Raw genomic sequence first — 26,264 nt, 5'->3', positions numbered from 1 at the left:
ATAAGGCCGAAAAGGCCCCCTTGCATGGCATATCGGTGCCCCCCGATACTCCCGAACAGCGTCCGTCAGCGGAACGCCGTATCCGGAATTCGAACACTTCTCGGGATACGGCCGCGCCCCATGACCGCGCCTCACGGGTCCGGCCACCCCACAGGCGGGCCCCCGACTCCCCTCGGGAGGAATGAAGTGAGGATCAAGCACACCGACCCCCGCACCGGCAGCACGGCGAGACGCGACCGCGTCGCGGCCGTGTCCGCGGGCCTCGTCGCCGTCGCCGCGCTCATCGTGCCCCCGGCCGTCGCCGACCAGGCCGGGACGTACACCGCGGGTCAGCTCGCCGCGGCAGGAGAAGCCGTACTGGAAGCCGACGTCGCCGGCACGGCCTGGAACGTCGACCCGGCGACCGGACGGCTCCTCGTCACCGTGGACAGCACCGTCTCGCAGGCGGAGATCGACAGGATCGAGGACTCCGCCGGCGCCGACGCGGGGGCGCTGCGTATCGAACGCACTCCCGGAAAATTCAGCAAGCTGATCTCGGGCGGTGACGCGGTCCACGCCACGAGCTGGCGGTGTTCCCTCGGCTTCAACGTCCGCAGCGGCAGCACCTACTACTTCCTGACGGCCGGTCACTGCACCGACGGTGCCGGCACCTGGTGGTCCGACCCGGCCCGCACCATCGTGCTGGGCACCACCACGGGATCCAGCTTCCCGGTCGACGACTACGGCATCGTCCGCTACACCAACACCTCGGTCACCAAGTCCGGCACCGTCGGAAGTCAGGACATCACCAGCGCGGCCGGCGCCACGGTCGGCATGTCCGTCACGCGCCGGGGCTCCACCACAGGAACCCACAGCGGTACCGTCACCGGCCTCGACGCCACCGTCAACTACGGCGGCGGCGACATCGTGAGCGGCATGATCCGCACCAATGTGTGCGCGGAGCCCGGCGACTCCGGCGGCCCCCTCTACTCGGGCACCCGGGCGATCGGTCTCACCTCGGGCGGCAGCGGCAACTGCACATTCGGCGGTACGACCTTCTTCCAGCCGGTGACCGAAGCGCTGAGCGCGTACGGCGTCAGCGTGTTCTGACCCGTCGGGCACCGTCGCGCTCCCGTGAGCCCCCGCCGATTCCCGGCGGGGGCTCCCGTCAGGCCCGCGGCTCTTGAGAGGATGTCGCGACGGCCGGACGCAGGGGCACCGACGGGGGGCGGACGCCGTGCCCGTCCGGAGGGGTGCCCTCCGGGAGCCCCCGGCAGACACCAGGGGGTACCAGGTCCGTGAAACGCATCGGAGTGACCGGTCACCGCTCCATCCCCCAGGAGGTCCACGCGCACGTGCTGGAGGGGCTGCGGGCGGCGCTGTGCGGGCACGAAGGATCCCTGGAGGCGCTCTCCAGCCTGGCGGTCGGCGCGGACCAGCTCTTCGCCGACCTCGCCCTCGCCCACGGCGCGGAGCTGACCGTGGTCATCCCCAGCGGGGACTACGAGTCCGGCTTCACCGACGAGGTGGAGCTCCGTCGCTACCGGACACTCAAGGCCCGGGCCGCCCGTGAGGTCAGGATGGACTTCCCGCATTCCACCGACGAGGCCTACTACGCGGCGGGCGCCTACATCGCCGACCACTGCGACCGGCTGCTCGCGGTCTGGGACGGCCGGCCCGCACGAGGTCTCGGGGGCACCGGTGACATCGTGACGTACGCCCGCAGGCTCGGGCGGCCGGTCACCGTCATCTGGCGCGACGGAGTGGAGCGCGGCTGAGCCCGCGGGCGGCTCGCAGCCGAGCCCCGACCGCACTCACATCCGGTGCCTGACCAGCCAGTCCGTGTGCTCGGGGGAGACGATCCGCTCGGTCTCGAAGACGGCGGCCGCCCACTGCCGCTCGGTGAGGGTGGTCTCCATCGCCGCCTGCATGTTCTCCAGGTCCTCCTCCACCAGGGAGTGGGCGGTCACCAGGGGGTGGTGGCGGCGCGTCTCGTTCCAGGCGAGGCAGGCCGCGGCGGCGGCGGAGAACGTCCCCGTCAGCGCGAACGAACCGGCGCCGCCGAAGGTCTGCAGCACCGCGAGCACCAGTGCCGGAAGCGTCAGCACGGCGATGGTGCTCGACCAGACGAGCGCGCCGCGCCGCGACACCAGCCTGCGCCTGCGGTACCAGCGCCGCTGCTCGATCAGCCTGTCCCGGACGTACGTCTCCTTGCGCACGGTGAACGCCTTGTCCCGCAGCTCCCGCATGGACGCGGTGATGAGACCGCCACCCGAGTCCGCCATCTCCTCCCTCGGGTCGTCCCAGCCGACCTTCCGCAGTTCCTGGAGCCCTTCCTCGAGCCGGCTGACGAACACCGCCTCGGGATGCTGGACCGATGAGTCGAAGGGGGAGCCGTGGACCGCGTACCGCCAGCAGTTGGACTTGATGAACTCCGCGGCGGATCGGTTGAGTTGCCAATGCGACTTTGCTTTCCGCCGGGAGCCGAGGTAGGTCGTGATCAGGACACCCAGGTAGGCCAACACCGCGATACCATCAAGGAGTTGGAGGCCCGGCCCGACCTCGGCGTGCCAGGGCAGGGCGGCGGGCACGGTACCCACGACGAGCAGGGCCAGCTGCCCGCGGGTGGTGTTGACCGCCTCACGCTGGCGTGCGACGGCGACGGCGTCCGTGTGGTGGAAGAGTGCGGGCAGATCAGCGCTCCTGAAGACCATGCTCTGCAGCGGTCCTGGAATCGCCGTCATGATCACTCCCGTATTCGGTGTAGTGGCCACCGGGGGCCTCGGAAGAATGGGGTTCCAGCCATTTGGAGCAGTCCTGCAAATCCCTCGGGTCACGGTGGTAGGAGTCGAGTTGCACACCGGGTCCATGAGAGTAAAGTCGTGCCGCCGGACACTGCAATGGTGCAGGTGCCGGTGCTGTTTCCGTGTCCGGAACGAGCCCATCAAGGACGGCCGTGAAGACCAACGAATCCATCCCGAACTTCGCTGTCGCGAAGCGTCGTGTGCCGCTTGCGAAGATCGAGGTATCCGGCAGTGCAGCAGCCAGGAAGATGGGCCGGGTGCTCGCGACGGCAGGCGGCCGCCCGACGCAGATCTCCACATTCAACTCCTCGCTGTAAGGACAGCGGGTAAGCCGTCGCTCCGACGCCTTAAATGCATCACCCGCACGGCCGTTCGGCTCCTGTCGCCATCGGCCGGATCCAGGACGCGGCTGGACTAGAGTGGTGGAATGACAGGCCCCGCGGTCCCGTTCCGCGAAATTGTTCTGAAGGTGCACAGCAGGTGCGACCTCGCCTGCGATCATTGCTATGTCTATGAACATGCGGATCAGAGCTGGAGAACCCGGCCCAAGACTATTTCTGATCACGTCATCGCCAGAACGGCTCAGCGCCTGGCTGAACACGCAAAGACACACGCACTGCCCTCCGTGTCAGTGATCCTGCACGGAGGGGAGCCTCTGCTCGCGGGGCCCGGCCGCCTGCGGCGCGTCTGTGAGGAGTTCGGTTCCGCCCTGTCGGGTGTCGCCGGCCTCGACCTCCGGATCCACACCAACGGCCTGCAGCTCAGCCCCCGGTACCTGGACCTCTTCGACGAGTTCGGCGTCAAGGTGGGTATCTCCCTGGACGGCGACCGTGCGGCCAACGACCGGCACCGCCGCTTCGCCGACGGGCGCAGCAGTCACCCCCTCGTGCTGAAGGCGGTCGAACTGCTCCGGCAGGACCGCTACCGCCATCTCGACCTCGGGCTCCTGTGCACCGTCGACATCGAGAACGACCCGCATGCGGTGCTCGACGCCCTGGTCGCGCTCGACCCCCCTCTCATCGACTTCCTCCTGCCGCACGCCACCTGGGACGAGCCGCCGCCCCGTCCGGACGGCTCGCCCACCGCCTACGCCGAGTGGCTCCTCGCGGTCTTCGACCGCTGGCGGACGCAGGGCGCCCCCGTGCCGGTGCGCCTGTTCTCCTCGGTGCTCTCCACGCTGAGCGGCGGCCCCAGCCTCACCGAGTCCCTCGGGCTCGCCCCCACGGATCTGGTGGTCGTCGAGACGGACGGCCAACTGGAGCAGGTCGACTCCCTGAAGAGTGCCTACGAGGGTGCGGCGGCCACCGGGTTCGACGTGTTCTCGCATTCCTTCGACGACGTCGCCGCCCATCCCGGCGTCCGGGCGCGGCAGCTCGGACTGGCAGGCGTCAGTGAGACGTGCCGCCGCTGCCCCGTCGTGCGGTCCTGCGGCGGCGGGCTCTACACACACCGGTACCGCTCGGCCAACGCGTTCGACAACCCCTCCGTCTACTGTGCCGACCTGGAGGCGCTGGTCCGGGGGATCGAGGCACGCACGAGCGCGGCCACGGCGCCCCCGGCCCTGGCCGGTCACCGCGAACTGGCCGCCGAGCAGCATGACCTCACCCGCACCCTGCTGGCCGGCCTCCACGACGCGCTGGACGGGCGCGGCGGCGCCCGGTGGGACGAGGCGTGGGGAATCGCGGGCGACCTGGAGTCCTCCGCCGACGGCGCCGCCGGGCTGGACCGCGTGCTGGCGCACCCGTACACGCGTACCTGGCTGCTGGACGTCCTGGAAGGGCTGCACGCCGGCCGGCCCGACGCCGTGGGGCTTGCCCTGCGGCTGCCCTCGTACCTGGCGGCCGCCGCGGTGCTGTCCGGTGCCGGCCCCGAGGTGCCGGCGGACTACCGGGACGGCAGGATCCTCCTCCCCACGCTCGGCGAGCTGCGCGTCGCGGGGCCCGGCGAGGCGGGGCGGGCCCTGGTGCGAGCCGTCGACGGGGGGTTCTCGGTCCGGTGCGAGGGCGGTCGTGAGCGTGTCGTCCCCAGGGGGGCGGACAGCCCGGACTGGCAGCCGGTGCGGCACTTCTCGGTGGGGGGCGCGCACGGGTTCGCGCTCGATGACCTCGACCCCTACCGCGACTGCTTCGAGGCTCCGGCCGCGCCCCGCCTGGGCCGGGCGGACGCGGAGGCCTGGGCCGCGTCCGTCGGCAGGGCGTGGGATCTGCTGGAGAGGGCCGCGCCCCGGCAGGCGGCTGACGCCGCGGAGGCCCTGACCACGCTGACTCCCCTCGTCACCGGCTCCCACGCGCGGCGGCCGCACGGCTACGGGACCGTCGGACTCGTGATGACGGGGGACACCCAGGAGCTCGCCGTCGATCTGCTGCGCGGTGTCCGACGCGCCAGGCTGCGGGCCCTTCTGGACGTCACGGATCTTTACGCGCTGGACGGGGCCTGGGAGTATGCACTGCCCTGGGAACGGAATGCGAGGGTTCCTTTTTCCCTGCTGCTGGCAGGCACCTACGAACGTGTGGGACTTTCCTTCCTTGTTCCAGGATTCATGGACGGCGTACCCGAGGCACTCGACATGATGGAAGCGGCGGCCGAGCCGACTGTCGGAGGAATGCGGTTGCTGAGGTCGCTCCGGGAAGAGGTGAGAGGGGTACGTGGGACAAGTGGGGCGAACACCGTCATGAATGCCGCGGTGCACGAACCCGTTCGATGAATCCTGGGTATGTCCTGGGTATGGATGACTGAAAAGCGGCGTAGATCGACCGAACGCCATGGGGGTGGAGCAGGGTCCGCTCCGGAATGATGAATTCGCTCGCACCCTCTCCACAGTCCTGGGATGCGGGTGCTCACACAGGACGGGGGTCGTGTGCACGCATGACGCAACAGCGAGCGGACCATCGGCCGTACTTCTTTCTCAGCTACGCGCATACACCGGGGTACGGCGGTGGATCGGACCCGGACATGTGGGTCGAACGGCTTTTCCAGGATCTCTGCGGTCACGTGATGGCCATGACCAACCTGCCCGCCGGTGCGCAGGCCGGTTTCATGGACCGGGAGATACGCTCCGGCGAGGGCTGGTCCGAGCGGCTGGGCAGTGTGCTCGCGAACTGCCGGGTCTTCGTCCCGCTGTTCTCGCCGCGCTACTTCGCCAGCGAGATGTGCGGCAAGGAGTGGTACGCCTTCGAACAGCGCGCCATCCACCACCGGGCGCGGTCGAACCAGCCCGCCGAGGCGATCGTGCCCGCGCTGTGGGTGCCGGTCCCGCCCAGCCAACTACCGGGTCCGGCCGAGCGGTTACAGTTCAACCACCGGGATTTCGGAGACCGCTACGTCAGCGACGGGCTCTACGGGCTGATCAAACTCACGCTGTTCGCCCAGGACTACGAGCAAGCCGTCTACCACCTGGCCAAACGCATCGTCCACGTCGCCGACACCGTCCAGCTGGGCTCGGGCAGACCCCTCGACTTCCGGCTCGCCCCCAGCGCCTTCGGCGCGCCGGGCAGCGGGGCGGGCGCCCCGAGGCCCATGCGGATCACCATCGCCGCACCCACCCGGCACGACCTGCCGGAAGGCCGCAACCCGGAGTACTACGGCGACAATCCCCAGGAGTGGAACCCCTACCATCCGGCCGCGGCCAGACCGCTGGCCTACGTCGCCGAAGAGCTCGTGCGCTCCCTCAACTACCAGGCCGTCGTCACGTCGTTCGACGAGGAGATCGGGCAACGCGAGGGCAAGCAGCCGCCCAGCACCCCCGAGATCCTCCTCGTCGACCGCTGGGCCCTGCAGGACGAGGATCTGAGACGGCGGCTCGCAGCCTTCGACAGGGAGAACCGGCCCTGGGTGACGATGGTCGTCCCCTGGTGCAGGGAGGACCACCAGAGCAGGGCGGCCGAGGCCGAACTGACCGAGAAGCTCGAACAGACGATGCCGGTCAAGATGCGGCAGGGGCGGGCCTTCTGCCGTGTCGCGGCCAAAGGGGTTCCCAGTATGGAAGCGTTCGGCCAGATCCTTCCCCAAGTGGTCGAGGTGGCTGCCCAGCAGTACCTCAGGCACGCCACGGTCTACCCACCGGCCGGTGGACGCCACAGTGAACGGACCCGACTCATGGGACCCATGGGCAACACCCAGTTCATACCCGACATGCACGACCCTGCGACGGATGCGGAGGACGTATGACAGCCGGTCGTGACGGGCGCATCGTCACTTTCTACTCGTACAAGGGCGGTACGGGACGCACCATGGCCCTGGCCAACACCGCCTGGATTCTCGCCGCCAACGGCAAACGGGTGCTGGCCGTCGACTGGGACCTGGAAGCCCCCGGGCTCCACCGGTTCTTCCACCCCTTCCTCGACCCCTCGACGCTCGGGGCCACCACCGGTGTGATCGACCTGATCACCGAATACGCCTGGGCCGCGACCAACCCCGCGCAGCGGGCCGACGACTGGCACCGCGACTACGCCCGCATCCAGCCGCACGCGGTCTCGCTCACCCCCGAGGCCCTCGGCTGGGAGTTCCCCCGGGGCGGCACCCTGGACTTCGTCTCGGCCGGCCGGCAGAACCGCGAGTACTCCGCCACCGTCTCCACCTTCGACTGGGACAACTTCTACGACCGGCTCGGCGGCGGCCACTTCTTCGACGCCCTGCGGGACGACATGAAGGCCAACTACGACTACGTCCTCATCGACAGCCGCACGGGTCTCAGCGACATCGCCGACATCTGCACCGTCCACCTTCCGGACGTGCTCGTCGACTGCTTCACCCTCAGCGACCAGTCCATCGACGGCGCGGCCTCGGTCGCCCGGCAGATCTCCGAGCGCTACACCGGCCGGCCCATCTCCATCTTCCCCGTACCGATGCGGATCGACGAGGGCGAGAAGGAGAAGGCCGACGCCGGCCGGGCCCTGGCCCGGCTCAAGTTCGACCGGCTGCCCCGTGATCTCTCGGGTGACGAACTCACCGCCTACTGGGGCGCGGTGGAGATCCCCTACCGCCCCTACTACGCGTACGAGGAGACCCTCGCGACCTTCGGCGACGAGGCCGGGCTGAGCAACTCGCTCCTGTCCGCCTTCGAACGCCTCACCGCGGTCGTCACGCAGCAGGACGTCACCTCGATGCCGTCGGTGGGCGAGGAGGTGCGGCTGCGCATCCGCGACGCGTTCACCCGGCGCAGGCCCGCGCTGCCCGCTGATCTCTTCCTCAGCTATGTGGCGGAGAACCGCATGTGGGCGGACTGGGTCGAGTCGGTCCTGACCCGGGCGGGTTTCCGCGTGGTCCCGCGCGACGTCTCCGCCGACCCCGGCCCGGGGGACGCCGCGCACGCGGCCGAGACCGCGGCCCGCACGGTCGTCCTCCTCTCCAGCGCCTACCTGAAATCCCAGCGCGCCGTGGACCTGTGGGAGCGGGCCGTGTCCGACGACCCCGGTGGGGGCCGGCGTCAGCTGCTGCCGCTCCGGGTCAGTGACGTCCGGCTGTCCGCGCCGTACATCGACCGCAACCCGGTCGACCTGTTCCGGCTGGACGAGGTGCACGCCACGACCGCGCTGATGCGCGCCCTGGACCGGCCGGTGCTCCTCGGCGACGGGATGTCGCCCGGTCCCCGCTTCCCCGGCACCGTGCCCCGGATCTGGAACGCGCCGCCGCGCAACCCGGGCTTCACCGGTCGCTCCCTCGTCCTGGAGCGGATGCGTGACCAGCTCGGCGGCGGCATGGCCGTCGTGCTGCCGCAGCCGCAGACCCTCTACGGCCTCGGCGGTGTCGGCAAGACCCAGGTGGCCCTGGAGTACGTGCACCGCTTCATGGCCGACTACGACCTGGTGTGGTGGATATCGTCCGAACAGATCGACGACGTCGTCGCCAGCCTCGCCGAACTCGCCGTGCGGCTCGGCGCCCAGGGCGGCGACGACATGGCAGCGGCCTCCCAGGAAGCCGTGGACCTGCTGCGGCGGGGCGTGCCCTCGGAACGCTGGCTGCTGGTGTTCGACAACGCCGACGATCCCGAACGCCTCAGCCGCTACTTCCCGCAGGGCGGCTCGGGCCACATCCTCGTCACGTCCAGGAACCAGACATGGTCCCAGCACGGTGACGCGCTGCCCGTCGACGTGTTCCTCCGGGAGGAGTCGATCGAGCATCTGAAGCGCCGTGCGCCGGGGCTCAGCGACGAGGACGCCGACCAGGTCGCCACGGCCGTCGGGGATCTGCCCCTGGCAGTCGAACAGGCCGCGGCCTGGATCGCGGAGACCGCCACTCCCATCGACGCCTATCTGGAGCAACTGGCCCGCCAGGCGCCCCAGGTCCTCGCGCTGAACCAGCCGGCGGGTTACCCGCAACCCGTCGCGGCCACCTGGAACATCTCCATCGAGCGCCTCAAGGAGCGGTCACCCGCAGCGGTGCGGCTGCTCCAGCTCTGTGCGTTCTTCGCGCCCGAACCGATCTCGGCCAACCTGCTCTACAGCAAGGAGATGATCGAGGCACTGAAGCCGTACGACGCCTCGCTCCAGGAGAAGCTGGTGCTGGGCCGGGTCATCCGGGAGATCGGCCGCTTCGCCCTCGCCAAGGTCGACCAGGTGTCGAACTCCATCCAGGTCCACCGTCTGGTGCAGGCGGTGATCAGGGCCCAGCTCGACGAGGAGGAGCAGCGCGAGGCCCGGCACGTCGTCCACCGCATCCTGGCGGGCGCCCGGCCCGACGACGACGAGCCGATCGACAATCCGGAGACCTGGCCGCGCTTCGCCACCATCTGGCCGCACCTCGGCCCGTCGGACGCGCGCAACTGCAGGGAACCGGAGACCCGCAGGCTGCTGATCGACCGGGTGCGCTACCTGTGGAAGCGGGGCGACGTCCGGACGGCAGGCCGCCTCGGGGAGGAACTCCGCGACACCTGGCGGGAGATGCTGGGCAACCAGGACCTCCAGTACCTCTACCTCTGCTTCCACATCTCCAACATCCTGCGCACCCGGGGCCGTTACGTGGAGGCCAAGGAGCTCGACGAGGTGACCCTCTCCCGGCAGCGGGAGGTGCTCGGGCCGGAGCATCCGCACACGTACATGACCACGAGCAGCCTGGCCATCGACCTGGGGCTGCTCGGTGACTACGGCAAGGCGATCGAGCTGGCGACCGCGGCGCACGAGGGGTTCAGCCAGATCTTCCACGACAGGCACCCCCGCACGCTGGCCGCGGCCAACAACCTGGCGCTGAACCTGCGGAGCGTCGGACAGTACGCGCGCGCCAGGGAGATCGACCAGGACGTCTACGACCTGCGCTCCGAGGTCCTGGGGCCCGAGCACCCCTACAGCCTGTCCTCCGCGATGTGTCTGGCACGTGACCTGCGTGAGGTCGGACGGTACGAGGACTCGGTCGGACTGCTCAGCCGCACGTACGACAGTTTCAAGGCGACTCTCGGCCGGACCTACCCGACCACGCTCAGCGCCGCCAAGAGCCTGGCGGTCTCGCTGCGCAGGGCGGGGCAGCTGGAGGACGCGCGCAGGCTGACGGTGGCCACCCGGGCCAGGTACCGGGCGAAGTACACCTCGGCGAACCCCGAGTCGCTCGCCTGTGACCTCAACATGGCGGCGGACCTGTTCGCGGCGGGGGAGGCCGCCGAGGCGAGGGACGCCGCGCAGGAGGTCGTGGACCAGTACATGAAGGTGCCGGGCGAGCAGCACCCGTACACCCTGGCCGCGCAGAACAACCTCGGCGTCTACCTCTCGGGGGCGGGCGCGCCCCAGGAGGCGGAGAAGCTGCTGACACGGGTGGTCGCCTCGATGCGCGAGGTGTTCGGCCGGGAGCACCCGAACACGCTGTTCTCCGTGATGAACCTGGCCAACGCCACGGCGGACAGGGGCGGGTTCGAGATCGTGCTCCGGACGGAGCGCACGGTGGCCGGTCAGCTCAGGGAGGTCCTCGGGGCTCACCACCCGGAGACCCTGGCCATGACCTCGAACATCGCGGTCACCCTCGACGCGATGGGACGCACGGAGGAGGCGCTGCGGCTGCGGGCGGAGACGGGCGACGAGCTGGCGCGGCAGCTCGGCGACGATCACCCGCTGACCCGGATAGCGAGGGACGAGCGCAGGTTCCGGCGGGAGCTGGAGCCGATGTCGGTGTAACCGTGTTCAGGGCTCCGGGTTCCCGGAGCCCTGAACGTCCTCGGTGATCAGCAGACCACCGCCTCCCGTTCGTCCAGCAGCCAGTTGAGCACGTCGGGCAGCACGGAGAGGGCGTCGAAGTGCGCCGCCGCCGGTTCGAGCACGGTGGTGGCGCCGGGGATCTGCGCGGCCAGCCAGCGGGAGTGCCCCACGGGGGAGAACACGTCCTTGACGCCGTGCCACAGCATCACCGGGCACGTGATGCCGGCGGGGTCGAATCCCCACGGGCTGCAGAAGGCGATCGCGTCGTCGATCCAGCCGTACGCCGAAGTCCGCAGCCCCTCACGGTAGTTGGCGAGCAGCATGGTGCGGATGCCGGCGTCGTTGACGACGGTGCGGTCGGAGTCGGTCAGCTCCCGGCGCAGGTCGTCCAGGAGCCGGACCGGGTTCTGCCGGATCTCCTCCGAGCGGCTGATGAAGGACTCCGCCAGCCCGTCCGGGTCCGCCGCCGCCCGCGAGTAGGCGAGCACGTTCGACGCGGCCATCCCGTCGAACCAGTCGAGCCCTTCGGCGTCCCAGGGAGCCAGGCTGACCAGAGCGGCGCTACGGGTGACCCGCTCGGGCATGAGCGCGGCACAGGCCAGGGCGTGCGGGGCACCGCCCGAGCGGCCGACCACGGCGAAGCGCTCCAGGCCGAGGGAGTCGGCTATCGCCCGCACGTCCTCGGCGACGTCCCTCACCCGCCTGCCCGGAAGCCGGTCGGAGCCGCCGTATCCCGGACGGTCGTAGGTGATCAGCTGCATGTTCCGCTGGTAGAGGACCATCCCGCGCGGAGCGGGACCCAGCCGGCTGCCCGGCATGCCGTGCAGGAGGAACACCGGTCTGCCTCGGGGGTCCCCCTGCCGCTCGATCATCAGATGCCGTCCGTCCGCCACGCGCACCCGACTCCGCACGCCGCCCCTCCGCTCGGTCACCCCGCTCGGCCCGGACACCAAGTGCCCGGCGTGTACCGCCTGTTCGATGATGACCCATGGGAAGCGATACCGGCACTCCCTGTCGGGATGAGCCGGTGGTGTTCGCGACGTTCGGGAGCATTCGGAGGTGTTCGGCTTCAGGAGTGCCCTCCACGGCATCCGGACTCCGAGGACCACTACAGGACAGGACTAGTCCTCACCCGCTGCCGCCGGACCGTTGCACCGGGTGTTCGCAATCGGAACCGACGTGGTGTGACGTCCGGCTTGTGAACACGCCGGGGGTGAACGGTCGCTGTCGTGTGTGCGTCCGGAAGTCGACCTTGTGTGCTATCGGCCGCATCGGAATAGTGGGCGCCCCATCCTCCGTGTTCCGGACACCCCACTTGTCCGAGCGCGGCCCCACAGGAGGTCGAAGTTGAAGCACCGACGCATATCCAGGAAGCGTGTGGCCCTGGCCGGATCGGCCGTCCTCGGCCTGGTCGCGGCAGGAGTCACGTTCCAGACCGCGAACGCCAGTGACGACGTGCCCCAGTTCACCCCGCGTACCCTCAGCGCGCACGCGGCCGGAAATCTCGCCACCACCCTGGACAGGACCCTGGGCGCCGACACGGCGGGCGCGTACTACGACGCCGCGACGAAGAACCTCGTCGTGAACGTCCTCGACGACGCGGCCGCCGAGCAGGTGCGTCAGTCGGGCGGCAAGGCCAGACTCGTACAGAACACGCTCGCCGAGCTGACGGACGCCCGGCAGACCCTCGCCGACAAGGCCACCGTTCCCGGCACCTCCTGGGCCGTCGACCCGGTCAGCAACAAGGTGGTCGTCACCGCCGACCGCACGGTCGACGGCGCGGCCTGGGACAAGCTCAGCAAGGTGGTCGACGGTCTCGGCTCCAAGGCCGAACTGAAGAAGACCGCCGGGGAGTTCAAGCCCCTCATCGCGGGCGGCGACGCCATCTGGGGCGGCACGGGACGCTGCTCGCTCGGCTTCAACGTGGTCAAGGACGGCGAACCGTACTTCCTGACCGCCGGCCACTGCACCGAGGGCATCACCAGCTGGTCCGACTCGCAGGGCGGCGCGGAGATCGGCGCCAACGAGGGCTCCAGCTTCCCCGACAACGACTACGGCCTGGTCAAGTACACGGCCGACGTGGAACACCCCAGCGAGGTGGACCTCTACAACGGCTCCACCCAGGCGATCACCAAGGCGGGCGAAGCGACCGTCGGCATGTCGGTGACCCGCAGCGGCTCCACCACCCAGGTCCACGACGGTGAGGTCACCGCGCTGGACGCCACGGTCAACTACGGGAACGGCGACATCGTCAACGGCCTCATCCAGACCACGGTCTGCGCGGAGCCGGGCGACAGCGGCGGCTCGCTGTTCTCGGGCGACACCGCGATCGGCCTGACCTCGGGCGGCAGCGGCGACTGCTCCTCGGGCGGCGAGACGTTCTTCCAGCCGGTGCCCGAGGCACTGGCGGCGTACGGCGCCGAGATCGGCTGACCTGCGATCGATCCGCACGCGGGCGAGCCCGTTCCCACGGGAGTGCCCAGCCCCGTGCGAGCGGCACGAGCGCCGACCCGAGCGCCGTACAGGTCCCCGGAGTCCCAGGTGGCCGGCCGTCGACAACAGAGCCGGTCCGGCCGTCAGAACCATGAAGACCCGAGCCGTCGGGAAGGGGACGCGTCTTCCTCGCCGTGCGGATCGAGGTGAGGACACCCGCCCGGACGCCTCCTGCCGGCCGCGTCATCCACTGCCGGGGACTCAGCATCGGGCTGGGGCCTCCTGATCGTCGACGCCCGCGCGGACCGCTGGGGCCGCGCGGTCCACGACGGGTACACCACGACGGTCTGCGACGGGATGGCGACTGCGACTCGGCTGACGCGGCGAGCTCGGCCGGTACCCTCCCCGGGGAGTCCCTGGCGTCAGAGGGCGCCGGCCGGTCCGGGAGACGGTCAGGCCGCCTGGGCCAGTCTGTCGGGCTTCGCCCCGGCCGGGGCCACGCCGAAGATGTCCACGGCGTGGTAGTAGGTCCACGCCGTGCTGTTGCACGAGGTCAGTTTGGCGCCGGAGTAGGCGGCACACACGCGTTTGAGGTCCGAGTAGAACGCGGAGTCGATCCGGGACTTGTTCGCGGAGAACGTGCCGGCCGCCTTGTAGTTGCGGTAGCCGAAGTCATGCCGGGCGCAGGCGGTCTGGAAGGGGAAGCCGAACGGGTTGTCGGGAGAGGTGCTGCAGTAGTCCGTCGACCAGTTGAAGCCGTATGCCGCCCAGGCTCCCTGGTTGTTGCGGGCGGCGTTCCACGCGTTGTAGCTGGAGGCGCTCGTCTGGGTCCAGGAGCTGAGGACCTGCGGCTTGTCCGCCGGGGCGGCCGAGGCGGATGTCGCGGGTATCAGGGCGAGCGGGAGCGACACGGCTACTGCGGCGAGCGGGACGGTGAATCGGCGACGCATGAGCAACCTCCGGTGAGTGAAGGGGGGTTGGGACGGCTGTGCTCCTCGCGGGTCGCGCGGGGCCGCTCCAGAATGACGTCATGTACCTGCCATGACTAGTGTCTTCGCCAATCGGTCGCCAAGAGTTCGGCCGCTGCTCGGGCGGCGGTCGGCGACGCCGTGCCGCCCGGGGTCTCCGCGCGTAGCGTGGGCGGGCCCGGGTCTGGTGATCCAGGGCGGGGCCGGGCTAGGGTTCTGGCATGCACCTCCACCAGATCTACGGCTGACACGGACGGGGCCGCGCCCCCGCTTCCGTCCCGCGACCCGTGCGCGCTCCCCGGCAGTCAGTTGCCCGGGCGGCGGCGCACCGGTCCGGTGTGTCCGTCTCGCCGTAGACCTGAAACGAGTGATTCCGTATGTCCCGTCGCCGTGCCCATATCGCGATGATCGGCATTCCCGCCGTCAGCCACGTCCTGCCCAGCCTCGAGATCGTGCGTGAGCTGGTCGCGCGTGGTCATCGGGTGACCTATGCCAACGACCCGGCGGTGGCCGGGCCGATCACCGCGACCGGCGCCGAATTCGTCCCGTACGGTTCGGTCCTGCCGGTCGCCGACAACGCCTGGCCGGACGACCCGATCGCCGCGATGGACCTCTTCCTCGACGACGCCGTCCAGGCCCTGCCGCAGCTCCGAGCCGCGTACGGCCGGGACAGGGCGGATCTCTACCTGTACGACATCGGCGCCTACGCGGCGCGCGCCCTCGCCGAGTCGCAGGGCCGGCCCGTCCTTCAGCTCTCCCCGACCTTCGTGGCCTGGGACGGCTACGACGAGGGCGTGGCGGCGGCGCTTTGGGAGCTGCCGGGCGCCGAGGAGTACCGCGCGAAGTTCGCGCGGTGGCTCACCGTGTCCGGGGCGACCACCACGGACGTCGACACCTTCTCCGGCCGGCCCGGGAGGGCTCTGGCGATGATCCCGAGGGCCATGCAGCCGCACGCGGACCGGGTCGACTCCGGCGTGGTGACGTTCGTCGGTCCCTGCTTCGGCTCGCGTGCCGACCGGGACACCTGGACCCGGCCCGCCGACGCCGGGAACGTACTGCTGATCTCCCTCGGCTCCGCGTACACCAAGCAGCCGGAGTTCTACCGCCGGTGCCTGGAGGCCTACGGTGACCTGGCGGGCTGGCACGTCGTGCTCCAGATCGGGAAGCACACGGACCCGGGCGAACTCGGCGACATCCCCGGGAACGTGGAGGTGCACTCCTGGGTGCCCCAGTTGGCGATCCTGGAACAGGCCGACGCGTTCGTCACGCACGCGGGGATGGGTGGCAGCAGTGAAGGGCTGTACTGCGGCGTTCCCATGATCGCCGTCCCGCAGGGGGCGGAGCAGTTCATGAACGCGGACCGGCTGGTCGAGCTGGGTGTGGCCCGTCGCCTCGACACGGCGGACGCCACCGCCGTGGCCCTGCGCACCGCCCTCACGGGACTCGTGGCCGACGCCGGGGTCGCCCGCCGCTCGGCGCGGCTCCGCGCCGAGGTCCGGGCCGAGGGCGGTACGGCCCGGGCCGCCGCCCTCGTCGAGGAGATGCTGGGCTGATCCCCGGTCTCAGGCGAGGCTGGAGCTGCTCCCGGGGGAGGCCTCCGGGTCCCCGGGGGCAGCCTCCTGCCGGGTCTCCTGCGTGCCCCGGCGGCGCATCGACAGCAGCAGGGTGAGAGCGGTGCCGACGACCGCCCAGGCGGAGAGCACCAGTAGGGGGCCGGTGACCGCGTTGCCGCCGAAGTACGCGATCGAGCGGGCCACCCAGGTGCCCGCGCCGGGTGGCAGGGCGGGGCCGATCGCCCGCCAGAAGTCCGGCAGCATCGGCAGCGGGAAGGCGCCGCCCGCGCTCGGATTGCCCGCGATCACGATGAGCAGGACGGCCAGGCCGATGCCGATGATGCCGGTGAGCGCCTCCAGGGCGAGCGTGATCATGCCGACCGCGAAGACGACCAGGGCGCCCAGGCCGGCCAGGGCCCACACGCTGCCCGGGAGCGCTCCGAGCACCGGCCCGATGATGACCGCGCCACCGATCCCGCCCGCGATCGAGTACAGCGCCATGACCCCCGTACGGATCACCGCGCGCTGGCGGTTCGCGGGCTTGGTCCCCGCACTGATCGCCAGGATCGAGGCGCAGAGGTAGCCGCCGACGCACCAGCCCACGACCAGGTAGAACGACGAGAGGCCGTCGAAGTCGTCCGGCGAGGCGGGGGCCACGTCCACGGTCCGTACCGTGCGCTGCCTGGGTCCCTCCGCCCGCTCGATGATCCTGGTCAGGGAGGTGGCCAGCACGGTGCCGCCGCCGGAGGCGACGAGCACGGTGTCGGTCGCACCGGTGGGGCTGACGATCAGGGCGCCGTCGATGTCGCGGTTCTGGATCTGCCGGCGGGCCTCGGCCTGGTCCGGTACCGCGCGCGGGTCGAGCGGACCGCCCGGCAGGCCGTCGAGCTGGGCGACGAGCTGTCCGGAGACCTGCTGCGGGGCGACGACCCCGAAGGGGACGTCCGTCGGGTCGGGCCTGTGCAGCGCGCCGACGTAGGAGGCGATGAACAGCAGCTGCAGCGCCAGGACGCCGATGACCAGCAGTGCGGCCCGTGCGGTGACGGCGTTCTTCACCTCGTCAGCGAAAGTCATGCCCCCACCGTCCGTGCGGGGCCCTGTGCGCGCAGGTGGGGGCGGCCGAATGGCGGAGAGTGGCCACGCCCTCGGTTATCGTACGAACGTTCGAAACTTGGTCTATGGTGGAGAGCGAGGGGGGTGGTGGTGAGTACGGATCGGTCCAGGAGGTGCGGATGCCCGGGTTCACGCATCTGCATACCGTTTCCGGGTTCTCGCTGCGGTACGGGGCGTCGCACCCGGAGCGGCTGGCCGAGCGTGCAGCCGAGCGGGGGATGGACGCCCTCGCGCTGACCGACCGCGACAGCCTCGCGGGCACGGTCCGCTTCGCCAGGGCCTGCGAGAAAGCCGGGATCCGGCCGCTCTTCGGCGCGGAGCTCGCGGTGGCTCCGCAGGCCGGCGCGGGAGGGCGTACGCGCAGACCTCGCACGCCGGTCCGCGGGGGCGCCTTCGTCGATGAATCCGCACCCCGGGTCACCTTCCTCGCCCGGGACGGCGCCCTGGGCTGGGCCGGACTGTGCCGGCTGGTCACCGCCGCCCACATGCCCGGTGCCGGGGGCCCGGAGGCCGGACAGCCCCTGGTCGGCCGGGACGTGCTGCCCGCCGAAGGACTGACCGTGCTGCTCGGACCCGCCTCCGACGTGGGCGCCGCACTGGCCGCGGGCCGGCCCGACCGGGCCGCCGCGCTGCTCGCCCCCTGGCGGGAGGTCTTCGGCGACGACCTGCGGCTCGAAGCCGTCCACCACGGACGCGAGGGCACCGGCCCGGGGTCGCTGCGGCTCGCCGCCCGTACCGTCGGCTTCGCCGCCGAGCAGGGGGTGCGGGCCGTGCTGACCAACGCCGTCCGGTACGCCGACCCCGGGCAGGGGCCCGTCGCCGACGTACTCGACTCGGCACGCCGGCTCGTCCCCGTGGACCCCCGGCGTTCCCCCCTCGACAGCGGGGAGCGCTGGCTCAAGGACGCCCGCGCGATGGAGGAGACCGCCGAGCGGATCACCGCAGCCGCAGGGCTCGGGCCGGAGGCGGGGCGGCGGCTGCTCGCGGAGACCCGGCACACCGCCGACGCCTGTCTCGTCGACCCGGCGGACGACCTGGGGCTGGGCAGTGTCCACTTCCCCGAGCCGCATCTCGTCGGAGCCGGGCGGCGCACCGCCCAGCGGGTGCTGGCCTCCCGTGCCGCCGCGGGCATGGTCCGGCGCGGCTACGACCGCAGGCGTGACTACTGGGAGCGGATGCACCACGAGCTGGACATCATCGCCCACCACGGTTTCGCGTCCTACTTCCTGACGGTCGCCCAGGTCGTGGACGACGTGAAGGGGATGGGCATCCGGGTCGCGGCGCGCGGCTCCGGGGCCGGTTCCCTGGTCAACCACCTGCTCGGGATCGCCCACGCCGACCCGGTCGAGCACGGGCTGCTCATGGAGCGCTTCCTGTCCAAGCGGCGCTTCGTACTGCCCGACATCGACATCGACGTCGAGTCGGCCCGCCGCCTGGACGTCTACCGCTCGATCATCGGGCGCTTCGGCGCGGAGCGGGTCGCTACCGTCTCCATGCCCGAGACCTACCGGGTCCGCCACGCCATCCGCGATGTCGGTGCCGCGCTCTCCATGGACCCGGCCGAGACCGACCGGCTCGCCAAGGCCTTCCCGCACGTCCGGGCCAGGGACGCCCGCGCCGCGATGGAGGAACTGCCCGAACTGCGTGCCGTGGCCGGACAGAAGGAGAAGTACGGCCGGCTGTGGGACCTGGTGGAGTCGCTGGACGCGCTGCCGCGCGGCATCGCCATGCACCCGTGCGGGGTGCTCCTCTCGGACGACTCGCTGCTGCGGCGCACTCCGGTCATGCCCACCAGCGGTGAGGGCTTCCCGATGGCGCAGTTCGACAAGGACGACGTGGAGCACCTCGGGCTGCTCAAGCTCGATGTGCTCGGCGTGCGGATGCAGTCGGCGATGGCGCACGCGGTGACCGAGGTGAAGCGGGCCTCGGGCCGGAAGATCGACCTGGACGACGTGGAGCAGGGCGATCCCGAGACGTACCGGCTGATCAGGAGCGCCGAGACGCTGGGCTGCTTCCAGATCGAGTCGCCGGGCCAGCGCGACCTGGTCGGCCGGCTCCAGCCCGCCACCTTCCACGACCTGGTGGTCGACATCTCGCTGTTCCGGCCGGGCCCGGTGGCCGCCGACATGGTGCGCCCGTTCATCGAGGCCAGGCACGGCCGCGCACCCGTGCGCTATCCGCACCCCGACCTGGAGGAGGCGCTGCGCGACACGTACGGGGTGGTCGTCTTCCACGAGCAGATCATCGAGATGGTGAACATCATGACCGGCTGCGGACGAGGCGAGGCCGACCGGGTGCGGCGAGGGCTCTCCGACCCCGAGTCGCAGGCCAGGATCAGGGTGTGGTTCGCGCAGCGGGCGGCACGCAGGAAGTACGGCGCCGAGGTGATCGCCCGCGCCTGGGAGATCATCGAGGCGTTCGGAAGTTACGGCTTCTGCAAGGCGCACGCCGTCGCCTTCGCCGTGCCGACCTACCAGTCGGCCTGGCTCAAGGCGCACCACCCGGCCGCCTTCTACGCCGGGCTGCTCACGCACGACCCCGGGATGTACCCGAAGCGGCTGCTGCTCGCGGACGCGCGGCGGCGCGGGGTGCCGGTGCTGCCACTGGACGTGAACCGGTCGGCGGCCGCCCATCGGATCGAACTGGTGTCTGGCGACAACGGTGATAAATGGGGATTGCGGCTGGCGCTCTCGGACGTCCACGGCATCAGTGAGGCCGAGGTCGCCCGGATCGAGGCCGGGCAGCCCTACACCTCGCTGCTGGACTTCTGGCAGCGGGCCAGGCCAGGGAAACCGGCCGCCGAACGGCTGGCCCAGGTCGGCGCGCTGGACGCCTTCGGCGCCAACCGGCGGGATCTGCTGCTGCACCTGTCCGAACTCCACCGCGCCCAGCGGGGCTCCGGTGCGGCGGGCGCGCAGCTCCCGCTCGGCGGCGGAGACCGGACCGGTACCGTCGGGCTGCCCGACCTCAACGAGGCCGAACGTCTCAGCGCCGAGCTCGGCGTCCTCAGCATGGACGTGTCCCGCCACCTGATGGACGACCACCACGCCTTCCTGGAGGAGCTGGGCGCGGTCTCCGCCAAGCGTCTGCGGGAGGCCGGGCACGGGGAGACCGTGCTGGTCGCGGGCGCCAAGGCGGCCACCCAGACCCCGCCGGTCCGCTCCGGGCGCCGGGTCATCTTCACCACCCTGGACGACGGGACGGGCCTGGTCGACCTCGCCTTCTTCGACGACAGCCACGCCGCCTGCGCACACACCGTCTTCCACTCCTGGCTGCTGCTGGTGCGCGGAGTGGTGCAGCGGCGCGGCGCGCGCAGCATGAGCGTGGTCGCCTCGGCGGCCTGGAATCTGGCGGAGCTGGCCGAACTCCGGCGCACCGGCGGCCTCGACGCGGTCGCGGCACGGCTGGCGGAAGTGCCCGCCGACGGGGTCCCGGGGGAGGAGCCCTCCGACGGCGGCCGTCGCATCCAGCTGCCGACCGGCTACGAGATGAACCCCTGGTCCGATCTCCAGCCGGCCGGTGAAGGGACGCCCACCGGACGGAAGCTGTGGCACCAGAGCCAGGGGAGCGCGGGATGAACGACCGGCCGGCCGTCCTGTGCCTGCGGTTCCGCCGGATCGGCGGCGGACTGCCGGACGGTGCGGAGTACGAGGGGCTGCTCGCCCTCCTCGGGGCGTTCACCCCGGTCGTCGAGGCGGCCCCGCCCGGTGCCGCGCTCGCCGATGTGGGCGGCGCCCTGCGCTACTTCGGCCAGGACGCGACGGGCCTGGCCTCCGTGATCCGGGTGCGGGCCCTCGCCCTGCACGGCGTGGACTGCGCGATCGGCGCGGCCTCCAACCCCATGCTGGCCAGGATGGCCGCCCGGCAGGCGACGGCCGGGACGACCTTCGTGGTGCCCCCGGGTGAGCACGCGGACTTCCTCGCGTCCATGCCCGCCGCCGCGCTGGACGGTGTCGGGGCGGCGACCGCGCGCACCCTGTGCGGGTACGGGCTCGACTCCGTCGGCCGGATAGCCGCCGCACCGCTCGCCACCCTGCAGCGCATCACCGGCGTGCGGACCGGGCGCGAGCTGTGGGAGCGGGCCAACGGCATCGACCGTACGCGGGTCGTGCCCAATGCCGCCGCCCGGTCGATCGCCGCCGAACGCTCCTTCCCCCGCGACGAACTGGACCCGGAGCAGCACCGCCGCGCGCTCCTGTCGCTCACCGAGGAACTGGGTGCCAGACTGCGCTCCGACGGGCAGGTGTGCCGCTCCCTCGCGGTCTCCGTGCGCTACGCCGACCGGACCGGTTACGCGACGCTGACCCGCAGCCGTACGCTCCAGGAGCCCACCGCGCACTCCGCGGACCTCACCTCGCTCGCCTACCGGATCCAGGACTCGTTCGCTCTCCAGCGGGCGCGGGTCCGGGGGATCGGGCTGCGGGCCGAAGGGCTCCAGGACGCGGAGCGCGCTGCCCACCAGCTCACCTTCGACCCGGTCGACGAGCGGGCGCGGCGGATCGAGGCGGTGTCCGACAGGCTGCGGGCCAGATTCGGCCCGCAGGCGGTGAAGCCGGGGCGGCTCGCGGCCTGACCCCGGGACACCGGAATCTTTTTACCGACGCGTAACTTCCCCCGCTACCTTACCCATGCGTAATTTGGCATGAGCACGTTGAAAAAGAGTCATTCGCTGTGGTCCGGACCGCAGGGCGCACCGACATCGCAACTCCCTTGAGCCGCAAGGAGATCACCCGATGCTGCCCTGGACCCGTCCCCGGCGCACCCCACGCGCGCGCCGCACCCTCGCCGCACTGCTCCTCACCGTCGCCGCACTCCTCGCCCCCACGGCGACCGCGACCGCGGCGGAGGCCGCCGCTCCGTCCCGTGGCTGGAACGACTACTCCTGCAAGCCCTCCGCAGCCCACCCCAGGCCGGTCGTCCTCGTCCACGGAACCTTCGGGAACTCGGTCGACAACTGGCTGGTCCTCGCGCCGTACCTCGTCAACCGGGGCTACTGCGTCTTCTCGCTCGACTACGGACAGCTCCCGGGTGTGCCGTTCTTCAACGGCCTCGGCCCGATCGACAAGTCGGCCGGACAGCTCGACGTGTTCGTCGACAAGGTGCTCGGCGCCACCGGTGCCCCGGAGGCCGACCTCGTCGGCCATTCCCAGGGCGGCATGATGCCCCACCACTACCTGAAGTTCCTCGGCGGCGCCGGCAAGGTCAACGCCCTCGTCGGGATCGCCCCCGACAACCACGGCACCACGCTCCTCGGCCTCACCCGGCTGCTGCCGTACTTCCCCGGAGTCGAGGACCTCCTCACCCTGAAGACACCGGGCCTGGCCGACCAGGTCGCCGGCTCCGCCTTCCTCACGAAGCTCAACGCGGGTGGCGACACCGTGCCAGGGGTCCGCTACACCGTCATAGCCACCCGGTACGACGAGGTCGTGACCCCGTACCGCACGCAGTACCTGAACGGCCCGAACGTGCGCAACGTCCTGCTCCAGGACCTGTGCCCGGTCGACCTGTCCGAGCACGTCGCGATCGGGACCATCGACAGGATCGCCTTCCACGAGGTGGCGAACGCCCTCGACCCGGCGCACGCCACCCCGACCACCTGCGCCTCGGTCATCACCTGAACCGCACTGCCGGGCCCCGCGATCCGGGGCCCGGCAGTCACCGGGTCAGGCGCGGTGCGCGCCGCCCGCCCGGCGGCGGACCGAGACGAACAGGGCGCTCGCGCCCACGGCCAGCGCGGCGGCTCCGCCGATCGCGAGGTACGGGGTGCTGCCGCTGCCGCCGGTCTCGGCGAGTGCCTCCCCCGCGGGAGCCGGGTCCGCCGGTGAGGCGGCGACGTTGTTCGGCTCGGGGGCGTTCGCCGCGGTGTCCTCGGCAGGCGCCGCCTCCGTCACCTCCGCGGAGGTCGCCGCGTCGTCGTCGCCGTGGCCGTCGTGCTCGACGGACGACTTGCCGGCGCCCTCGTCGATGTCCTCCTCGGAGGGTGCGGACGCGACCGGCGCCGGAGCGGCCCCGGCGGAGCCGCCTGCGGCGCTCTCACCACCGAAGACCACGTCGGAGCAGGCGTAGAAGGCCTCGGGGGAGTCCGACCGCTGCCAGACCGTGTAGATCAGCTGACGTCCCGACGCCTGCGGCACGGTGGCGTCGAAGACGTACGACCCGTTCTCCAGCGCCGGGTCGGTGGCGGTGGCGAACGGCTTCTCCTCGAGGTCCGACCACGTGAGCGGCTGCGTCGGGTCGTAGCCCGCCTTGGTCAGGTACAGCTCGAACGACCCCTTGTGCGGAGCGGTGGCGCGGAACCGGAAGGTGTGGCTGCCCGCCTTCATGGGCGTCGAGGGCCAGTCGGCGCGCGGCAGGTCGAGCCCCTTGAACTTGTCGTTGCCCGCGCTGCACAGCTTGCCGTCCGGGATCAGCTCACGGTGCTTTCCCGCCGCGGCGGCGATGTTCACGCCGTTCCAGTCGTACAGCGCCTGGGTACCGCCCGCCGCCACAGCCGCCCGGCAGGCCGCCGACCGCGGGCTCTCCGGCCCCTCGGCGAAGCAGGCCGAGACCCGGCTGACCGGATCGCTCAGCGAACCGTGGGCGGCGGCCGGAGCGGCGGCCGGTCCGGTCAGCGCCAGCGGTACGCCGCCGAGCGCGACGATGCCTGCGGCGAGCCTGCGACGGGCGGTGGTGATGACGGCCATGGTGGTGGTTCTCCTTCGGCGGACACGTCTTGAGGGACGCGGCACAGGGCCCGTACGGCGGCGCGGCCCCCCGTGCGGGACGGCGCCGACGGGACGGACCCCGCCCCGGTGATCAGCAAGCTAGCCTCCGCCGAGGGCTGATCCGGGCGTGGGAAGGCGCAGGTGGCGATCGTTATGGCGCGCTTAAGGAAGGGTTAGGCGAGGGCTCAGGAAGACCGGCCGGCAAGTCCTCGCACGCGGCTCACCGTGGGGCAGTCGTACGGCGGACGGCTCAGACCACCGCGCGGTAGCGGCGTTCCGGCCGGCCCGTCCCGCCGTACCGCAGGGACACCTCGGCCCGTCCCGTCTCCGCGAAGTACTCCAGGTAGCGGCGCGCGCTGACCCGGGACAGGGCGCCCGCCTCGGCGCACTCGGAGGCCGACAGCCCCGCCGGGTGGTCGCGCAGGACGCGTTCGACCAGGTCCGCGGTGTGGGCCGCCAGGCCCTTGGGGAGCTCGCGGGAGCCCGGAGGGCGGGTGCCGAAGATGCGGTCCACGTCCTCCTGGCGTGCTTCCCGGCGGGCCTCGTCCAGCGCGTTCAGACGGTTGCGCAGCGACGCCACGTGCTGGAGCTGCTCCTGCAGCGCGGAGCGGTGGAACGGCTTGATCAGGTAGTGCAGGGCGCCCGCCCGCAGGGCGGCCCTGACCACACCTGCGTCGCGTGCCGCGGTGATGAAGAGCGCGTCCGCACTGTCGGTCCCTCCGTCCCGCTCCTCGGCGGCGCGCAGCTCCCGCAGTACCTGGATCCCGTCCATGTCGGGGAGGAAGATGTCGAGCAGGACCAGGTCGGGACGCAGCCGGCGGGCCGCGCGCAGCGCCTCCTCGCCCGTGTGGGCCACGCCGACGACCGTAAAACCGTCCAATGCGGACACATAGCGGCTGTGCAGCTTCGCGACCATGAAGTCGTCGTCCACCACCAGCACTTTCGTCACGCCGACACGGTAGGGCGCGACCACAACGACCACAACGTCCATTGGTTCCGGAACGGCGACAGCTCGTTAACGCGCAGGCAACATGTGGGCCACCTCACACGCGTACGACGAATGGCTCGAAAGGCGGCTTCCGGTGCGACTGCGCACTCCACTCGCCCTGTTCGGGGCAGCGCTGCTGGTGGTCGTCGGGCCGCCGCTGCTGTCCACCGGCAGCGGCTCCGACACCGGCACGCAGATCCCCGGACTGCGCTTCATGGTTCCCAACACACCCGGCGGCGGCTACGACATCACGGCACGCACCGCGGCGAAGAACGCCGAGGACGCCGGACTCACCCACGGCATCGAGGTGTTCAACCTGCCCGGCGCGGGCGGCACCGTCGGCGTGACCCGGCTGGCCGCCGAGCACGGCAACGGCAAGCTCGCCATGTCCATGGGCCTCGGCGTGGTGGGCGCCGTGCACACCAACAAGTCACCCACGACCCTGGCCGACACCACCCCGATCGCCCGGCTCACGGAGGAGCAGGACATCGTCGTCGTCGCCAAGGACTCCCCCTACGAGACGATCGGCCAGCTGCTCACCGCCTGGAAGAAGGACCCGGGGAAGATTCCGGTCGGCGGTGGGTCCTCGCCCGGCGGGCCCGACCACCTGGCACCGATGCTGATGGCGAAGGCCGCCGGCATCGCCCCCAAGCAGGTCAACTACATCCCCTTCGACGGCGGCGGCGAACTGCTCGCCTCGATCCTCGGCAACAAGGTCGGCTTCGGCGTCTCCGGCGTCGGTGAGTACCTCGACCAGATCGAGGCCGGTGAGCTCCGCCTTCTCGCCGTCACCGGGCCGAAGCGGGTACCGGGCCTCGACGCGCCGACGCTCCGCGAGGCCGGCCTCGACACCGACTTCACCAACTGGCGCGGCATCGTGGCCCCGCCCGGACTCTCCGACGCGGAACGCGACAAGCTGATCGGGCTGGTGCGCGAACTGCACGACTCGCAGCAGTGGCGTGACTCCATGGAGAAGAACGGCTGGGACGACGCCTTCCTCACGGGCGACGCCTTCGGCGCATTCCTGGACGGCCAGGACCGCCGTGTCGCCACCGTCCTCAAGGAGCTGGGACTGTGAGCGACAAGACCACGCCCTCCCGCCCCGCGACCACGCGCGCCTGGCTGCGCGAGCACTCCGAACTCGGTGTCTGCGTCCTGCTGCTCGTGCTCGGCGTCCTCGTCCTGACCGACGCCCTGACGATGAGCGTGGACATCACCCAGCGCGGGCCCGTCGGCCCCAGGACCGTCCCCTTCGCCGTCGGCGCCGGACTGCTGGCCGTCGCCGTGCTGCTGGCCGTCGACGTCCTGCGCGGTGGCCGCGGCGAGGCGGAGGGCGGTGAGGACGTCGACCTCGACGAACCCGCCGACCGGCGCGCCGTCGCCCTGCTCACCGGGGTCTTCCTCGCCTTCGCCGCCCTCATCGGCCCCCTCGGCTTCCCCGTCTCCGGCGCCCTGCTCTTCTGGGGTTCGGCCTACGCGCTGGGCAGCCGCCACCACGACCGCGATCCGCTCATCGCGGCCGGGCTCTCCCTCGCGACCTACTTCGTCTTCGACAACCTGCTCGGGGTGCCCCTGCCGGGCGGCCCGTTGATGGGGGTGCTCTGA

The 26,264-nt window shown here is 71.3% G+C and carries 19 protein-coding genes; 13 read left to right on the top strand and 6 right to left on the bottom strand.

The annotated features are described in order from the left end of the window. Window positions 1–186: 186 nt before the first annotated feature. Both ACHFIV_RS21445 and ACHFIV_RS21440 read left to right on the top strand, forming a co-directional pair. On the top strand, window positions 187–1,089 hold the full coding sequence (locus tag ACHFIV_RS21445) for a S1 family peptidase (protein WP_398971398.1): 903 nt from the start codon (window positions 187–189) through the stop codon (window positions 1,087–1,089). 188 nt (window positions 1,090–1,277) lie between these two features. Continuing rightward, complete coding sequence (locus tag ACHFIV_RS21440; protein ID WP_398971395.1) at window positions 1,278–1,757, top strand: hypothetical protein; 480 nt, start codon at window positions 1,278–1,280, stop codon at window positions 1,755–1,757. Window positions 1,758–1,793: 36 nt separating this feature from the next. On the opposite strand, the gene ACHFIV_RS21435 is transcribed toward ACHFIV_RS21440, so the two are convergent. After that, a complete protein-coding gene (locus tag ACHFIV_RS21435; RefSeq protein ID WP_398971392.1) occupies window positions 1,794–2,723 on the bottom strand; it encodes a DUF4231 domain-containing protein in 930 nt (309 codons plus the stop codon). A gap of 212 nt (window positions 2,724–2,935) precedes the next feature. Between ACHFIV_RS21435 and fxsA the strand changes: the two genes are divergently transcribed. From fxsA to fxsT, 4 genes are all read left to right on the top strand, one after another. Continuing rightward, complete coding sequence (gene fxsA / locus ACHFIV_RS21430) at window positions 2,936–3,100, top strand: FxSxx-COOH cyclophane-containing RiPP peptide (protein ID WP_398971389.1); 165 nt, start codon at window positions 2,936–2,938, stop codon at window positions 3,098–3,100. A gap of 110 nt (window positions 3,101–3,210) precedes the next feature. Beyond that, window positions 3,211–5,487 (top strand): radical SAM/SPASM protein FxsBH, inactivated beta-hydroxylase extension form, encoded by a 2,277-nt coding sequence (gene fxsBH / locus ACHFIV_RS21425; RefSeq protein WP_398971386.1) that lies wholly within the window; start codon window positions 3,211–3,213, stop codon window positions 5,485–5,487. A 161-nt stretch (window positions 5,488–5,648) separates the two neighbouring features. After that, window positions 5,649–6,950 carry an FxsC protein gene (gene fsxC / locus ACHFIV_RS21420; protein ID WP_398971382.1) on the top strand — a complete coding sequence of 434 codons (1,302 nt, stop codon included), beginning with the start codon at window positions 5,649–5,651 and terminating at the stop codon, window positions 6,948–6,950. Next, on the top strand, window positions 6,947–10,879 hold the full coding sequence (gene fxsT, locus ACHFIV_RS21415) for an FxSxx-COOH system tetratricopeptide repeat protein (protein ID WP_398971380.1): 3,933 nt from the start codon (window positions 6,947–6,949) through the stop codon (window positions 10,877–10,879). The genes fsxC and fxsT overlap by 4 nt, the downstream gene beginning before the upstream one ends. A 47-nt stretch (window positions 10,880–10,926) precedes the next feature. Here the strand turns inward: fxsT and ACHFIV_RS21410 are convergent, their stop codons facing one another. After that, window positions 10,927–11,811, bottom strand: a complete 885-nt coding sequence (locus ACHFIV_RS21410) for an alpha/beta fold hydrolase (protein ID WP_398971377.1) — start codon at window positions 11,809–11,811, stop codon at window positions 10,927–10,929. A gap of 436 nt (window positions 11,812–12,247) precedes the next feature. Between ACHFIV_RS21410 and ACHFIV_RS21405 the strand changes: the two genes are divergently transcribed. Further along, on the top strand, window positions 12,248–13,333 hold the full coding sequence (locus ACHFIV_RS21405; RefSeq protein WP_398971374.1) for a S1 family peptidase: 1,086 nt from the start codon (window positions 12,248–12,250) through the stop codon (window positions 13,331–13,333). 452 nt (window positions 13,334–13,785) lie between these two features. Here ACHFIV_RS21405 and ACHFIV_RS21400 read toward each other — a convergent pair whose 3' ends face one another. Continuing rightward, entirely contained in the window at window positions 13,786–14,283 is a 498-nt protein-coding gene (locus ACHFIV_RS21400; protein ID WP_398971372.1) for a phospholipase, read from the bottom strand. A 395-nt stretch (window positions 14,284–14,678) separates the two neighbouring features. On the opposite strand from ACHFIV_RS21400, the gene ACHFIV_RS21395 reads away from it, so the two are divergent. Then, window positions 14,679–15,854 (top strand): macrolide family glycosyltransferase, encoded by a 1,176-nt coding sequence (locus ACHFIV_RS21395; RefSeq protein ID WP_398971369.1) that lies wholly within the window; start codon window positions 14,679–14,681, stop codon window positions 15,852–15,854. A 9-nt stretch (window positions 15,855–15,863) separates the two neighbouring features. On the opposite strand, the gene ACHFIV_RS21390 is transcribed toward ACHFIV_RS21395, so the two are convergent. Continuing rightward, entirely contained in the window at window positions 15,864–16,928 is a 1,065-nt protein-coding gene (locus ACHFIV_RS21390; protein ID WP_398971367.1) for a DUF3533 domain-containing protein, read from the bottom strand. A gap of 158 nt (window positions 16,929–17,086) precedes the next feature. Here ACHFIV_RS21390 and ACHFIV_RS21385 point away from each other — a divergent pair, with 158 nt between their 5' ends. The 3 genes from ACHFIV_RS21385 (at window position 17,087) to ACHFIV_RS21375 (ending at window position 22,585) form a co-directional block, all read left to right on the top strand. Continuing rightward, entirely contained in the window at window positions 17,087–20,545 is a 3,459-nt protein-coding gene (locus ACHFIV_RS21385; protein ID WP_398971534.1) for a DNA polymerase III subunit alpha, read from the top strand. Further along, entirely contained in the window at window positions 20,542–21,540 is a 999-nt protein-coding gene (locus tag ACHFIV_RS21380) for a DNA polymerase Y family protein (RefSeq protein WP_398971365.1), read from the top strand. The genes ACHFIV_RS21385 and ACHFIV_RS21380 overlap by 4 nt, the downstream gene beginning before the upstream one ends. A gap of 160 nt (window positions 21,541–21,700) precedes the next feature. After that, on the top strand, window positions 21,701–22,585 hold the full coding sequence (locus ACHFIV_RS21375) for an esterase/lipase family protein (RefSeq protein ID WP_398971363.1): 885 nt from the start codon (window positions 21,701–21,703) through the stop codon (window positions 22,583–22,585). Window positions 22,586–22,630: 45 nt separating this feature from the next. Here ACHFIV_RS21375 and ACHFIV_RS21370 read toward each other — a convergent pair whose 3' ends face one another. After that, a complete protein-coding gene (locus tag ACHFIV_RS21370; protein ID WP_398971360.1) occupies window positions 22,631–23,650 on the bottom strand; it encodes a lytic polysaccharide monooxygenase auxiliary activity family 9 protein in 1,020 nt (339 codons plus the stop codon). A 271-nt stretch (window positions 23,651–23,921) separates the two neighbouring features. Next, window positions 23,922–24,662, bottom strand: a complete 741-nt coding sequence (locus tag ACHFIV_RS21365) for a response regulator (RefSeq protein WP_398971357.1) — start codon at window positions 24,660–24,662, stop codon at window positions 23,922–23,924. 91 nt (window positions 24,663–24,753) lie between these two features. Here ACHFIV_RS21365 and ACHFIV_RS21360 point away from each other — a divergent pair, with 91 nt between their 5' ends. Continuing rightward, entirely contained in the window at window positions 24,754–25,737 is a 984-nt protein-coding gene (locus ACHFIV_RS21360; protein ID WP_398971354.1) for a Bug family tripartite tricarboxylate transporter substrate binding protein, read from the top strand. Further along, window positions 25,734–26,264 (top strand): tripartite tricarboxylate transporter TctB family protein, encoded by a 531-nt coding sequence (locus tag ACHFIV_RS21355; protein WP_398971352.1) that lies wholly within the window; start codon window positions 25,734–25,736, stop codon window positions 26,262–26,264. Before ACHFIV_RS21360 ends, ACHFIV_RS21355 begins: the two co-directional genes overlap by 4 nt.

It is taken from the genome of Streptomyces sp. ALB3 (assembly GCF_044385685.1).
Taxonomy (GTDB): domain Bacteria; phylum Actinomycetota; class Actinomycetes; order Streptomycetales; family Streptomycetaceae; genus Streptomyces.
This window is presented reverse-complemented; position numbering and strand designations above follow the sequence as displayed.

Excerpts from the sequence above, each read along its gene's own strand:
- ACHFIV_RS21435 (WP_398971392.1), bottom strand. The coding sequence starts at position 2,723 with ATGACGGCGATTCCAGGACCGCTGCAGAGCATGGTCTTCAGGAGCGCT.
- fxsBH (WP_398971386.1), top strand. The coding sequence starts at position 3,211 with ATGACAGGCCCCGCGGTCCCGTTCCGCGAAATTGTTCTGAAGGTGCAC.
- fsxC (WP_398971382.1), top strand. The coding sequence starts at position 5,649 with ATGACGCAACAGCGAGCGGACCATCGGCCGTACTTCTTTCTCAGCTAC.
- fxsT (WP_398971380.1), top strand. The coding sequence starts at position 6,947 with ATGACAGCCGGTCGTGACGGGCGCATCGTCACTTTCTACTCGTACAAG.
- ACHFIV_RS21400 (WP_398971372.1), bottom strand. The coding sequence starts at position 14,283 with ATGCGTCGCCGATTCACCGTCCCGCTCGCCGCAGTAGCCGTGTCGCTC.
- ACHFIV_RS21395 (WP_398971369.1), top strand. The coding sequence starts at position 14,679 with ATGTCCCGTCGCCGTGCCCATATCGCGATGATCGGCATTCCCGCCGTC.
- ACHFIV_RS21390 (WP_398971367.1), bottom strand. The coding sequence starts at position 16,928 with ATGACTTTCGCTGACGAGGTGAAGAACGCCGTCACCGCACGGGCCGCA.
- ACHFIV_RS21385 (WP_398971534.1), top strand. The coding sequence starts at position 17,087 with ATGCCCGGGTTCACGCATCTGCATACCGTTTCCGGGTTCTCGCTGCGG.
- ACHFIV_RS21380 (WP_398971365.1), top strand. The coding sequence starts at position 20,542 with ATGAACGACCGGCCGGCCGTCCTGTGCCTGCGGTTCCGCCGGATCGGC.
- ACHFIV_RS21375 (WP_398971363.1), top strand. The coding sequence starts at position 21,701 with ATGCTGCCCTGGACCCGTCCCCGGCGCACCCCACGCGCGCGCCGCACC.
- ACHFIV_RS21370 (WP_398971360.1), bottom strand. The coding sequence starts at position 23,650 with ATGGCCGTCATCACCACCGCCCGTCGCAGGCTCGCCGCAGGCATCGTC.
- ACHFIV_RS21365 (WP_398971357.1), bottom strand. The coding sequence starts at position 24,662 with ATGGACGTTGTGGTCGTTGTGGTCGCGCCCTACCGTGTCGGCGTGACG.